The organism is Sphingomonas koreensis, from assembly GCF_002797435.1.
GTDB classification, from domain to species: domain Bacteria; phylum Pseudomonadota; class Alphaproteobacteria; order Sphingomonadales; family Sphingomonadaceae; genus Sphingomonas; species Sphingomonas koreensis.
Genome location: NZ_PGEN01000001.1, coordinates 2,249,279 through 2,261,608, shown reverse-complemented (window position 1 = coordinate 2,261,608; position 12,330 = coordinate 2,249,279). Strand labels below are relative to the sequence as shown.

Genomic DNA, 12,330 nt, shown 5'->3' with positions numbered 1-12,330 from the left:
GTTGAGCGATACCGAAAACGACAAGCCGAAACTGGGCATGCGCCAGCCGCTGGGGCTGAAGCGCACGGTCGAGACCGGCAAGGTGAAGCAGAGCTTCAGCCACGGGCGCTCGAACACCGTCGTGGTCGAGGTCAAGCGCCGCCGCGTGTTGGGCCCCCAAGGCCAGCAGGACTCTGCACCTGAAACCGTAGTGGAGGCTGCGCCCCCGCCGCCCCCTCCGCCTCCGGCCCCCGCGCCACGTCCGTCCGCCCCCGCGGGCGAGACCGCCCAAGAGCGGCAGGCGCGTCTGCTACGCGAAGCCGAAGAGCAGCGGATGCAGGCGAACGAGGAAGCGCGCCGCCGCGAGGAGCGTGAGCGCGCCGAGGCCATCGAAGCCGAAGCGCGCCGCGCCGAGGAAAAGGCGCGTGCCGAAGCCGAGGCCGCCAAGGCGCCCAAGGAAGAGCCCAAGCCCGAACCGGCCCCCGCGCCGGTGATCGAGGCCGCTCCGCCGCCCGCGCCCGCTCCGGCTCCGGCTCCCGTACCGCCGAAGCCGATTGCGGTTCAGCTCGATCCGAGCCGCCCCGCGCCGCGCCAGTTCACCCCCGTGCAGCGCCCCGAGATTCCGCGTCCGGCGCCCGCAAAGGCCGAGCCGGCAGCAGCCGCTCCGGCCAGCACCGGCGGTGGCGCGGCGACTCCGCGCACGCCCAATCTTGGCCCTAACCGCGCTCCGGCGCGGGCGCCTGAGCCTCAGCGGCCGCAGCAGCGCGACCGCAAGGGCGATGAGCGCCGCGGCGGCAAGCTGACCGTCAATCGCGCGCTTGGCGGCGACGATGGTGCGCGTGCGCGCAGCCTCGCCGCGCTCAAGCGTGCGCGTGAGAAGGAGCACCGCCGTCATTCGGGTCCGCGCGAGCCGCAGGCCAAGCAGGTCCGCGACGTGCAGGTGCCCGACGCGATCACCGTGTCCGAGCTGGCGAACCGCATGGCCGAGAAGGGCGCCGACCTGGTCAAGGCGTTGTTTAAGATGGGCATGCCCGTCACGCTGACTCAGACGATCGATCAGGACACTGCCGAGCTGCTGGTGACCGAATTCGGCCACAACATCGTCCGCGTTTCGGATTCGGACATCGATCTGGCGACCGACACGATCGAGGATGCGGCCGAGACGCTGCAGCCGCGTCCGCCGGTGGTGACGATCATGGGCCATGTCGATCATGGCAAGACGTCGCTGCTCGACGCACTGCGCGGCACCGACGTGGTGCGCGGCGAAGCCGGCGGCATCACCCAGCATATCGGCGCCTATCAGGTGACGCTCAAGGACAAGTCGAAGATCACCTTCCTCGACACCCCGGGCCATGAGGCGTTCTCGGAGATGCGCGCGCGCGGCGCAAACGTCACCGACATCGTCGTGCTGGTGGTCGCCGCCGATGACGGCCTGATGCCGCAGACGATCGAGGCGATCAACCACACCAAGGCGGCTGGCGTCCCGATGATCGTCGCGATCAACAAGATCGACAAGCCCGAGGCCAACGCCCAGCGCGTGCGCGAGCGTCTGCTCGAGCATGACGTGCAGGTCGAGGAAATGGGCGGCGAGACCCAGGATGTCGAGGTGTCGGCGCTCAAGAAGACCGGCCTGGACCAACTGATCGAGAAGATCCAGCTTCAGGCCGAACTGATGGAGCTCAAGGCCAATCCCGATCGCGAAGCCGAAGGCAATGTGGTCGAGGCGAAGCTCGACAAGGGTCGCGGTCCGGTCGCCACCGTGCTGGTCACGCGCGGCACGCTCAAGGTCGGCGACGTGTTCGTCGTCGGCGCCGAGAGCGGAAAGGTCCGCGCGCTGGTCGACGACAAGGGCCGCCAGATCAAGGAAGCCGGTCCGTCGATGCCGGTCGAGGTGCTCGGCCTGTCGGGCGTGCCGATGGCCGGCGACCTGCTCCAGGTCGTTGAGAACGAGGCACGCGCCCGCGAGGTCGCGGCCTATCGCGCCAGCGTCATCCAGAACAAGCGCACCACCAACACCCCCGCCAGCCTCGAGAGCATGTTCAGCGCGCTCAAGGAAAAGCAGGCGATGGAATATCCGCTGGTCGTCAAGGCGGATACCCAGGGCACGGTCGAGGCGATCGTCGCGGCGATCAACAAGATCAGCACCGACGACATCAAGGCGCGCGTGCTGCACGCGGGCGTGGGCGGCATCACCGAAAGCGACGTGAACGCGGCCGCGGCCTCGGGCGCGCCGATCATCGGCTTCAACGTCCGTCCGAACGCCAAGGCACGCGAGATCGCCGATCGCCACAAGGTCGCGTTCAAATATTATGACGTGATCTACGAACTCACCGACGAGATCCGCGCCGGCATGGCCGGCCAGCTCGGTCCGGAAGCGTTCGAAACGGTGGTGGGCCGCGCCGAAATCCGCGAGGTCTTCTCGGCGGGCAAGCACGGCAAGGCGGCTGGTCTGCTGGTCACCGACGGCGCGATCCGCAAGGCGCTCAAGGCACGCATCACGCGTGACGACGTCATCATCTACCAGGGCGAGATCGCATCGCTGCGCCGCTTCAAGGACGATGTGGCGGAAGTCCGTGCGGGTCTCGAGTGCGGTGTGACGTTCAGCCAGAACTTCACCGACATCAAGCCAGGCGACTATCTCGAAACCTTCGAGGTCGAACTGCGCGAGCGGACGCTCTAAGGAGCGCCGCTCGCCATGCTCGGCGCCCCGACCCCGGTCCTTCGCAGCTTCGACGAGAAGCGGATGAAGGACTTCTACCTGGACTTCCTCGGCTTCGAGCTGGAGTTCGAGCATCGATTTGACGCCGGGGCGCCGCTCTACATGGGCGTGCGTCGCGGGGACTGCGCGCTGCATCTTTCGGAACATTATGGCGATGCGACGCCGGGCGGCGCGGTGCGGATTCCGGTCGACGACGTGTCGGCGTACATGGCAACGCTGCGCGCCAAGCAGCACGGCAATGCGCGTCCCGGCGAGCCGGAACGGATGCCATGGGGTTCGTACGAGATCACGATCCAGGATCCGTCGAGCAACCGGCTGACCTTCTACACGGAAGGGGCCGTCGATGGTGAAGGCTAGCAGCTCGACCGAGGAACGCTCGGTCCGCCTACTACGCGTGGGCGAGCAGGTGCGCCATATCCTGTCGGACATCCTCGCGCGCGGCGAAGTACATGACGACGTGCTCGCCAGCCATATGGTGAGCATCACTGAAGTGCGCATGTCGCCCGACCTGCGCCATGCTACCGTGTTCGTGAAGCCGCTCCTTGGCAAGGACGAGGAGGTGGTGATCAAGGCGCTGCGCACCAACACCGCCTATCTCCAGCGCGAGGTCGCCAGCCGCGTGAAGATGAAATATGCCGCGCGGCTCAAGTTCCTGGCGGACGAGAGCTTCGATGAAGGCAGCCATATCGACCAGCTCCTGCGCGACCCCAAGGTGGCGCGTGACCTGGAACAGTCGGAGGACTGATCAACAGGCTTTTCCACAGCCTTGTCCACGGCTTTGGAGCCGGGGCGGATGAAACATACCGGATCATCCGCCAAGGTCACCGCAAATGGCCAAGCTCTATTTCTATTATGCCTCGATGAATGCGGGCAAATCGACCAACCTGCTTCAGGCGGACTTCAACTATCGCGAGCGCGGCATGCGCACGATCCTGTTCACCGCGGCGGTGGATGACCGGGCAGGTGAGGGGCGGATCGCGTCGCGCATCGGCCTTGCTGCCGAAGCGATCAGCTTTGATCCCGACATGGACCTGCGATTGCGGCTCGAGCGTGAGGCAGATGCCGGGCCGGTGCATTGCGTGCTGGTGGACGAGGCGCAGTTCCTTACCGCTGCGCAGGTCGATCAGCTCGCCGCGGTCGCCGATGTGCTCGGCGTGCCGGTGCTCGCCTATGGCCTGCGCACCGACTTCACCGGTGCGCTGTTCGAGGGCTCGGCGCGGCTGCTCGCGCTTGCCGACGCGCTGATCGAGATCAAGTCCGTGTGCCGCTGCGGGCGCAAGGCGACGATGAACCTGCGGGTCGATGAGCAAGGCCGCGCGGTGGCGCAGGGCGCGCAGACCGAGATCGGCGGCAACGACCGCTATGTCGCGCTGTGCCGCCGCCATTTCACCGAGGCGATTGCAGTGGCGGGCTGAGACGCGGCTGGTGAATCGTGCCGCACAACCTTAGATCACGGCCATGAACCCCGATTCCATCGTCTATGGCGCGGCCATCTGGCTGATCCCCCTGGTCATCGCGATCGTCTTCCACGAGGTCGCGCACGGTCTGGCCGCGCGTGCGCTGGGTGATCCGACCGCGGCGGAGCGCAAGCGGCTGTCGCTCAATCCGATCCGTCACGTTGATCCGATCGGCACGGTGGTACTGCCGCTGATACTGGCGCTCACCAAGATGCCGGTGTTCGGCTGGGCGAAGCCAGTGCCGGTGAACTTCGCGCGTCTGCGCAATCCGCGGCGTGACATGATGCTGGTGGCGCTGGCGGGCCCCGGTATGAACTTCGTGCTGGCGCTGGTGGGAGCGGTGCTGTTGGGCCTGCTGCTTGCAAGCGCCGGGGAGGATCGGCTGGGGAGTGTCGGTGCTTTCGTTGCGCAGAATCTGTTCAACTTCGTCGGCGTGAATCTCTTCCTCGCGCTGTTCAACCTGATCCCGCTTCCGCCCTTCGATGGTGGCCATGTGGTGCAGGGACTGTTGCCACCCGCAGCAGCGGAGCGCTGGGCATCGTTCGGCCGGTTCGGCTTTCCGCTGTTGTTCATCCTGCTGCTCGTCATCCCGTCGATCTGGCCCAGCGCCAACATCGTCGCACAGCTGATCGTCCCGCCCTGGGAGGTCGTGACACGTTGGTATCTGTCGATCACCGAGGCGATCGCGGGCTGATGCATGGCTGGATCGTCATCGACAAACCGCTGGGGCTCGGTTCGACCCAGGGGGTGAGCGCGGTCAAGCGCGCGCTGCGTGACTGTGGCTACGGGCCGAAGCTGCGCGACCTGCCCAAGGTCGGGCATGGCGGGACGCTCGATCCGCTGGCAACCGGCGTGCTGCCGATCGCGGTAGGGGAGGCGACCAAGCTCGCCGGGCGGATGCTCGATAGCGACAAGGTTTACGACTTTACGATCCGCTTCGGCGAAGAGACGGATACGCTCGACCTCGAAGGGACGGTTATTGCCGTCTCAACCGTATACCCGTCACTCGCGCAGGTCGAGGCCGTGCTGCCGCGTTTCACCGGCCCGATCGAACAGCTACCGCCGAACTATTCCGCACTGAAGGTGGACGGCGAGCGGGCCTATGACCTTGCCCGCAAGGGCGAATCATTTGAACTCGCGCCCCGTGCCATTACCATCCACGCGCTGTCGGTTACGGGTTGGACTGATAGCGGCGCGGGCGACCTGATGGATGTCACCCTCACCGCGCATGTCTCCAAGGGCACCTATATCCGCAGCCTGGCGCGCGACATTGCCCTTGCGCTCGGCACCGTCGGCCATGTGACGATGCTTCGGCGGTTCAAGGCGGGGCCGTTCACCCTCGAATCCGCGATTTCGCTGGACAAACTGGCCGAAGCCGCTAAGGGCCGCACGCTTGAACATTGCCTCCTGCCGCTGAGGGCGGGGCTGGACGACATCCCGGCTCTAACTCTCGAACCCGGTCAGGCAGGGGCTCTCCGTCAGGGGAAAGTGCTGACCGGGATCGCCATGGAAGACGGCCAATACTTTGCGCTTGAGGGCGAAACGCCCGTCGCGCTGGTCGAGGTTTCGGACGGTACCGTCCGGGTCGTCCGCGGCTTCAACCTGTAGAATGATGTCGAAGGAAAACACATGACGATCACGACCGAGCGCAAGGCCGAGCTGGCCAAGGAACATGGCCGCAGCGAGGGCGACACCGGCAGCGCCGAAGTCCAGATCGCGATCCTGACCGAGCGCATCGTCAACCTGACCGCGCACTTCAAGGGTCACGCCAAGGACAATCATTCGCGCCGTGGCCTTCTCATGCTGGTCAACAAGCGCCGCAGCCTCCTCGACTACCTCCGCAAGACGGACGGGGATCGCTACACCGCACTCATCGCGAAGCTCGGCCTTCGCAAGTAACCGGAAAGGCGGCCTTCGGGTCGCCTTTTTGCAATACCGGGCAGCTAGTGCCTGGACCCTTGGGGCCGTGGCAATCCGGCCGAAGCCCTGAACAGGGGTGAAATCACCCCGCACCGCGCGAGCCGGACAGCTCGCACACAGGCCCCGGGTGCATTGGGCGTCCGGTCCAAAGGAAATCAGATGTTCGACAAGAAAACCGTATCGATCGAGTGGGGCGGACAAACCCTGACACTCGAAACGGGCAAGGTTGCCCGTCAGGCCGATGGCGCCATCATGGCGACGCTCGGCGAAACCGTGGTGCTGTGCGCCGTCACCGCCGCCAAGTCGGTGAAGGACGGGCAGGATTTCTTCCCGCTCACCGTCCACTATCAGGAAAAGTACAGCGCGGCCGGCCGTATCCCCGGCGGCTTCTTCAAGCGCGAGCGCGGTGCGACCGAGAAGGAGACGCTGGTCTCGCGTCTCATCGACCGCCCGATCCGCCCACTGTTCCCGGAAGGCTTCTACAACGAGATCAACGCCATCGCTCAGGTGCTGAGCTATGACGGCGAGAACGAGCCGGACATCCTCGCGATGGTCGCGGCGTCGGCCGCGCTCACCATCTCGGGCGTGCCCTTCATGGGCCCGATCGGCGCCGCGCGCGTCGGCTATGTCGATGGCGAGTACATCCTCAACCCGACCGACGAGCAGGTTGCCGAAGGCGACCTCGACCTGGTCGTCGCCGCGACGCACGACGCGGTGATGATGGTCGAATCCGAAGCGAACGAGCTCTCGGAAGAGGTCATGCTGGGCGCCGTCCTGTTCGCGCACGACGCGTGCAAGGAAGTCATCAAGGCGATCATCAAGCTCGCCGAGCAGGCCGCCAAGGAGCCGTGGGAAATCGCGTCGTCGGACGACAACGCCAAGCTCAAGGACAAGCTCAAGAAGCTGATCGGCAAGGATATTGCCGCCGCCTACAAGCTGACCGACAAGTCGGCCCGCTCGAACGCGCTCAATGAAGCGCGCGCGAAGGCGAAGGAATCGTTCGCTGCCGACGGCCTCAGCCCCCAGGAAGTCATGGCCGGCATCAAGCTGACCAAGAAGCTGGAAGCGGAGATCGTCCGCACCGCTATCCTCAAGGACGGCAAGCGCATCGATGGCCGCACCACCACGCAGATCCGCCCCATCGTGGCGGAAACGCACTTCCTTCCGCGTGCGCATGGCTCGGCGCTGTTCACCCGCGGCGAGACCCAGACGATCGCCACGGCGACGCTGGGCACCAAGGATGCGGAGCAGATGATCGACGGCCTCAATGGCCTGTCGTACCAGCACTTCATGCTGCACTATAACTTCCCGCCCTATTCGGTCGGTGAAGTGGGCCGCTTCGGCGCGCCGGGCCGTCGCGAAGTCGGTCATGGCAAGCTGGCATGGCGCGCGCTGCACCCGGTGCTGCCGACCAAGGACGAGTTCCCCTACACGATCCGCCTGACCAGCGACATCACCGAGTCGAACGGCTCGTCGTCGATGGCGTCGGTGTGCGGCGGGTCGCTCGCGATGATGGACGCCGGCGTGCCGATCAAGCGTCCGGTTTCGGGCATCGCCATGGGCCTGATCCTCGAGGGCAAGGATTATGCGATCCTCAGCGACATCCTTGGCGACGAGGATCACCTCGGCGACATGGACTTCAAGGTTGCGGGCACGTCCGAAGGCATCACCACGATGCAGATGGACATCAAGATCGCGGGCATCACGCGCGAGATCTTCGAGGCTGCGCTGAACCAGGCCAAGGAAGGCCGTGCGCATATCCTGGGCGAGATGAACAAGGCGCTGGGCGAGACCCGCTCGGAGTTGTCGGCGCATGCGCCGCGCATCGAGACGATGCAGATCGACAAGTCGAAGATCCGCGACGTCATCGGCACCGGCGGCAAGGTCATCCGTGAGATCGTCGCCACCACCGGCGCCAAGGTGGATATCGACGACGAGGGCGTGATCAAGATTTCGTCGTCCGACGTGTCGCAGATCGAAGCCGCGATGAACTGGATCAAGGGCATCGTCGAAGAGGCGGAAGTCGGCAAGATCTACAACGGCAAGGTCGTCAACCTCGTCGATTTCGGCGCGTTCGTGAATTTCATGGGCGGCAAGGACGGCCTGGTTCACGTCTCCGAGATCAAGAACGAGCGCGTCGAGAAGGTCAGCGATGTCCTGAGCGAAGGCCAGGAGGTCAAGGTCAAGGTTCTCGAGATCGACCAGCGCGGCAAGGTGCGCCTGTCGATGCGCGTCGTCGATCAGGAGACTGGCGCTGAGCTTGAGGATACGCGTCCGGCCCGCGAACCGCGCGAGGATCGCGGTCCCCGTGGCGACCGTGGTCCGCGCCGTGACGGTGGCGATCGCGGCCCGCGTCGCGATGGCGACCGTGGTCCGCGCCGCGATGGCGGCGACCGTGGCCCGCGGGGCGATCGCGGCGACCGCGGCCCGCGCCGCGAGCGTTCGGAGTCGAAGGACGAAGGCGGCGAGGACATCGGCCTCCCCGCATTCCTGACTGGCGGTAGCGACGACTAAGGTCGCGCAGCCTCAGGCTGAAACGAAGAGGGCCCCGGGAAACCGGGGCCCTTTTTGGTTTGGGGCATTGGCTCGGCCCGGCGTCAATCGAGCCCGGTCTTGCCGGGAGCCCAATAGGCCTTGGTCAGGATATGCGTGGCGGGAACGCCACAGAGCTTGAGGCGTCGCCGCTTCCATCGATTCGAGATGCGCGTCGCCGTCCTGCTTCGCGAACAAGGTTGCGTCCCCGATGCAGAGCTGCACCAGCACCTGCCTGACGCTCTCGGTATCCCAGATTTCGAAAAGGCAGGTCACGGCGCGCGCCGGATCCGCATGGGTCAGCGCGTAGGCGAGGCCGATTGATGTCTCGTCGCCCATCACCACGGCGAATTGGGGAATCCGGCGCAGGTCCAGCGATCCGCGCGGGCCGAACAGGTCGCATCGATCACCGGCTTCGACATTGCGCACCCAGGCGCTGCCCGGGCCATCGCCCGGTGCGAAGCCGAGGATGCAGCCCCGGCCGGCATCGGCATTCCATTCGAGCGGTGTGTAGGTCCGCGCGGTGAAGGCGGATCCCATTGCAATCTGGATCTTCTGCCCCGGTATCCACGCGATCCCGACAAGCGCCGATCCTTCGAGCAGGATCAACTTGAAGCGCCCGGCCAGCCATTCGGTCGCAACGATCCGCGCCTGCCGCATCAGCAGGCGCAGCAACGCCTGGCTGAACCGGCCGGCCGGTTGGACTGTGGGGCGTTCGGGTGATCCCGCCGCGAGCATCATGCCGCCCCCGGGTCGCAGCTGCGCGTCGTGCGGGCCACACGCACCGGTGCAAGGTTGCGCGCTGTCGATCGGCCCAAGGCCGGGCTGCTGGTCGCCGAGATCAAGAGATGTCCTTTCGTCCGGGTCGGGACCGGATTGCCCTCGACCGATACCGAGTTGAAATGATAATGGATCGCAATACTGGCGTCATTCCGAAGTCAGCACAGATTATTATTCAATCTCGCCAGGTCGCGCCGGAGCATCGTCTATGCCGATCATGAACACATTCGCTGATCCTGCGGGGTGGATCGAACCCGATAATGTGCCGCGCCCGGTGGTGACCTTTGGCATCGTCACCACCGAATTTGAGGGGCTCGAGCTCGATTTCCATCGTCATGCCAAGGGGCAGATCATGTTCGTGCAGCGCGGTGCGCTGAGCTGCGAGGTCGAGGGCGGACTGTGGATCGTGCCGCCGCGCAGCGCGATCTGGATACCCGGTGGTGCGCTTCACGCGATCAAGGCCACGGGCGCGTTCGAGGGCTACAGCGCCTTCGCCGCTGCCGAAGTCAGCCGCGGACTGCCCTCTACCTGCTGCGCCGTTTCGGTATCGCCCTTGCTGCGCGAGTTGCTCGTTCGGACGGCGAGCCTCCCGGCACTCTATGAGGAGAATGACATCAATGCGCGCCTCACCGGCGTGCTGCTCGACGAACTGGCTGCCGCGCAGGTGGAGGATCTGCATCTGCCGATGCCGGCCGATCCCCGCTTGCGCCGAATCGCCGGCGAGATGCTCGAGGCTCCGGCCAGCCGGGGCACGCTGCAGAGCTGGGCGGAACGTGCGGGGATGAGCGTACGCACGCTCGAGCGGCTGATCGGCCGGGAAACGGGGATGAGCTTCGGGCGCTGGCGCCAGCAGCTCGGTGTCGTGCTCGCCGTCAAATGGCTGGCCGGGGGGGCTTCGATCCAGGCTGTCGCGGCCGATCTCGGTTATGAGAGCGTGCCCAGCTTCGTGACGATGTTCCGCAAGGCGCTCGGCACTTCCCCGGGCCGCTATATGGCGGAGCGGCATTCGAGCAGTATGTGATACGAGGAAAGGCGCGCGCAACCGTCCGGCTGCGCGCGCCCCTGCCCCTTACGCCTCCTCGAGCTTGGGCGCGTCGTCGACGATATTGCCCGACTGGCGGTCGAACAGCCGGCGATACTGGCCGCCGGCATTGACCAGCAGCGTATCATGGTCGCCGTCCTCGATGATCCGGCCCTTGTCGAAGACCAGGATGCGGTCGAGCGTGCGCACTGTCGACAGCCGGTGCGCGATGACGATTGCGGTACGGCCCTTCATCAGCCGGTCCATCGCTTGCTGGATCAGCGCCTCGCTCTCCGAATCGAGGCTTGAGGTCGCCTCGTCCAGAATCAGGATCGGCGCATCGGCCAGGAACGCCCGGGCGAGTGCCACGCGCTGGCGTTCGCCGCCCGACAGCTTGACCCCGCGTTCGCCGACCAGGGTCGCATAGCCGCGCGGCAGTCGGACGATGAAGTCATGCGCATTGGCCAGCCGCGCCGCCGCCTCGACTTCGGCCTGGCTCGCCCCGGGGCGGGCATAGGCGATGTTGTCGGCGAGGCTGCGGTGGAACAGGATCGGCTCCTGCTGGACGATCGCGATCTGCGCGCGCAGCGACTGCTGGGTCGCGTGCGACACGTCCTGCCCGTCGATCGTCACCCGGCCTTCGTTGACGTCGTAGAGGCGCTGGATCAGCTTGACGAAGGTCGTCTTGCCCGACCCCGAATGGCCGACCAGTCCGACGCGTTCGCCCCCGCGGATGGTAAGGGTGAGATGCTCGTAGAGCGGTGTCTCGTGCCCGCCATAGCGGAAGGTAACGTCATCAAAGTGTACCTCGCCCGCGCCGATATGGATCGGCTGAGCGTCCGTGCGGTCGTCGATGCCGAGCGGCTGATCGTGCAGGTCGACCAGCTCCTCCATCTCGTTCACCGCGCGCTGCATGTGATGGATGTGGAAGCCGACATCGACCAGATAGCCATGGACGACGAAGTAGCTTGCCAGCACGAAGGTGACGTCGCCCGGCGTCGCTGCGCCCGTCCACCACAGCCAAAGGGCGGTGCCGGTGATCGCGCTGCGGATCGCCCACAGCACCGCGATCTGCGCGCTGCCCGACCAGGTGTAGCGCATCCAGGTCCGCCGGGTACGCTTCGCCCATTTGGCGAGCAGCCCGCCGATCCGCTGCTCCTCGCGTTCCTCGGCGCCGAACGCCTTGACCACGGCGTTCGAGCCGATCGCATCGGAGAGCATTCCGCCGAGCTTCGTATCCCAGGCGTTGGAGAGCGTCGCGGCCGGCGAGGCCCAGCGTGTCGCCAGCACCACCGTCATCGCGACATAGGCGACAGCGCCGATTGCCATGACCACGCCCAGCACCGGCCAGTGCCAGCCGAGCAGCAGCATCGTGCCGCCCAGCACCGCGATCGACGGCAACAGCTGGAGCAGCAGCACGTCGTTCAGCGTGTCGAACGCCCACATGCCGCGGGTGATCTTGCGCACGGTCGAGCCGGCGAAGCTGTTGGCGTGCCAGTCCGTCGAAAAGCGCTGGACACGGTGGAAGCCGTCCTGCGTCACGTCACGCATCATGCGCAGCGTAAAGGGGACCACCCCTGCCCAGGCAAAGTGGCGTAGCACCACCATGGCGAGGCCGAGGGAGGCCATTGCCGCGAACAGCGCGAGCGCCTCGCTGCGCAGATTGCCGGCGAGCGCGTCGATCAGCCGTCCCGCGAACAGCGGGACGAAGATCTCGGTCACCGTCGCGGCGGTGATGAAGAAGGCGATATAGGCTGCGCGTCCGGGTTGCCGCACCCAGTGGCGGAAGGCGAAGCCCAGAACGCGACGGATCGAATCCGTACGGTCAGTGTCTTGAGTCATGTCGTGAACCGGCGCGTAGGCGCCGTCTCCAATGCAATGTCAGATTTTGGTGATGCGGGCGGAAACCCGGATCAGGGCGG

General features: G+C 65.9%; 11 protein-coding genes. 9 read left to right on the top strand and 2 right to left on the bottom strand.

Going from position 1 to position 12,330, the window contains the following annotated elements; genetic code table 11:
* Position 1 precedes the first annotated feature (1 nt).
* From infB to pnp, 8 genes are all read left to right on the top strand, one after another.
* A complete protein-coding gene (gene infB, locus BDW16_RS10590; RefSeq protein ID WP_066577999.1) occupies positions 2-2,659 on the top strand; it encodes a translation initiation factor IF-2 in 2,658 nt (885 codons plus the stop codon).
* Between the two features lie 15 nt (positions 2,660-2,674).
* A complete protein-coding gene (locus BDW16_RS10585) occupies positions 2,675-3,055 on the top strand; it encodes a glyoxalase superfamily protein (protein ID WP_066577997.1) in 381 nt (126 codons plus the stop codon).
* The gene (gene rbfA, locus BDW16_RS10580; protein WP_066577995.1) at positions 3,042-3,443 is read left to right on the top strand and encodes a 30S ribosome-binding factor RbfA; all 402 of its coding nucleotides are present in this window, start codon (positions 3,042-3,044) and stop codon (positions 3,441-3,443) included. The genes BDW16_RS10585 and rbfA overlap by 14 nt, the downstream gene beginning before the upstream one ends.
* 85 nt (positions 3,444-3,528) lie before the next feature.
* Positions 3,529-4,113 carry a thymidine kinase gene (locus BDW16_RS10575; protein ID WP_066577993.1) on the top strand — a complete coding sequence of 195 codons (585 nt, stop codon included), beginning with the start codon at positions 3,529-3,531 and terminating at the stop codon, positions 4,111-4,113.
* Positions 4,114-4,156: 43 nt separating this feature from the next.
* Complete coding sequence (locus BDW16_RS10570; RefSeq protein ID WP_066577990.1) at positions 4,157-4,849, top strand: site-2 protease family protein; 693 nt, start codon at positions 4,157-4,159, stop codon at positions 4,847-4,849.
* Complete coding sequence (truB, locus tag BDW16_RS10565) at positions 4,849-5,763, top strand: tRNA pseudouridine(55) synthase TruB (RefSeq protein ID WP_066577987.1); 915 nt, start codon at positions 4,849-4,851, stop codon at positions 5,761-5,763. Before BDW16_RS10570 ends, truB begins: the two co-directional genes overlap by 1 nt.
* 21 nt (positions 5,764-5,784) lie before the next feature.
* Positions 5,785-6,054, top strand: a complete 270-nt coding sequence (gene rpsO, locus BDW16_RS10560; protein WP_066577984.1) for a 30S ribosomal protein S15 — start codon at positions 5,785-5,787, stop codon at positions 6,052-6,054.
* 180 nt (positions 6,055-6,234) lie between these two features.
* Positions 6,235-8,589, top strand: a complete 2,355-nt coding sequence (gene pnp / locus BDW16_RS10555) for a polyribonucleotide nucleotidyltransferase (protein ID WP_066577979.1) — start codon at positions 6,235-6,237, stop codon at positions 8,587-8,589.
* A 12-nt stretch (positions 8,590-8,601) separates the two neighbouring features.
* On the opposite strand, the gene BDW16_RS10550 is transcribed toward pnp, so the two are convergent.
* Positions 8,602-9,348 carry a siderophore-interacting protein gene (locus tag BDW16_RS10550; RefSeq protein ID WP_100362748.1) on the bottom strand — a complete coding sequence of 249 codons (747 nt, stop codon included), beginning with the start codon at positions 9,346-9,348 and terminating at the stop codon, positions 8,602-8,604.
* A 256-nt stretch (positions 9,349-9,604) separates the two neighbouring features.
* Between BDW16_RS10550 and BDW16_RS10545 the strand changes: the two genes are divergently transcribed.
* Entirely contained in the window at positions 9,605-10,408 is an 804-nt protein-coding gene (locus BDW16_RS10545; protein WP_198585787.1) for an AraC family transcriptional regulator, read from the top strand.
* Between the two features lie 48 nt (positions 10,409-10,456).
* Here BDW16_RS10545 and BDW16_RS10540 read toward each other — a convergent pair whose 3' ends face one another.
* Complete coding sequence (locus tag BDW16_RS10540) at positions 10,457-12,250, bottom strand: ABC transporter ATP-binding protein (RefSeq protein WP_066577970.1); 1,794 nt, start codon at positions 12,248-12,250, stop codon at positions 10,457-10,459.
* Positions 12,251-12,330 lie beyond the last annotated feature (80 nt).

Coding starts and splice junctions, on each gene's coding strand:
- rbfA (WP_066577995.1), top strand. CDS start 3,042: ATGGTGAAGGCTAGCAGCTCGACCGAGGAACGCTCGGTCCGCCTACTA.
- BDW16_RS10540 (WP_066577970.1), bottom strand. CDS start 12,250: ATGACTCAAGACACTGACCGTACGGATTCGATCCGTCGCGTTCTGGGC.
- BDW16_RS10575 (WP_066577993.1), top strand. CDS start 3,529: ATGGCCAAGCTCTATTTCTATTATGCCTCGATGAATGCGGGCAAATCG.
- rpsO (WP_066577984.1), top strand. CDS start 5,785: ATGACGATCACGACCGAGCGCAAGGCCGAGCTGGCCAAGGAACATGGC.
- BDW16_RS10545 (WP_198585787.1), top strand. CDS start 9,605: ATGAACACATTCGCTGATCCTGCGGGGTGGATCGAACCCGATAATGTG.
- BDW16_RS10550 (WP_100362748.1), bottom strand. CDS start 9,348: ATGATGCTCGCGGCGGGATCACCCGAACGCCCCACAGTCCAACCGGCC.
- BDW16_RS10570 (WP_066577990.1), top strand. CDS start 4,157: ATGAACCCCGATTCCATCGTCTATGGCGCGGCCATCTGGCTGATCCCC.
- pnp (WP_066577979.1), top strand. CDS start 6,235: ATGTTCGACAAGAAAACCGTATCGATCGAGTGGGGCGGACAAACCCTG.
- truB (WP_066577987.1), top strand. CDS start 4,849: ATGCATGGCTGGATCGTCATCGACAAACCGCTGGGGCTCGGTTCGACC.
- BDW16_RS10585 (WP_066577997.1), top strand. CDS start 2,675: ATGCTCGGCGCCCCGACCCCGGTCCTTCGCAGCTTCGACGAGAAGCGG.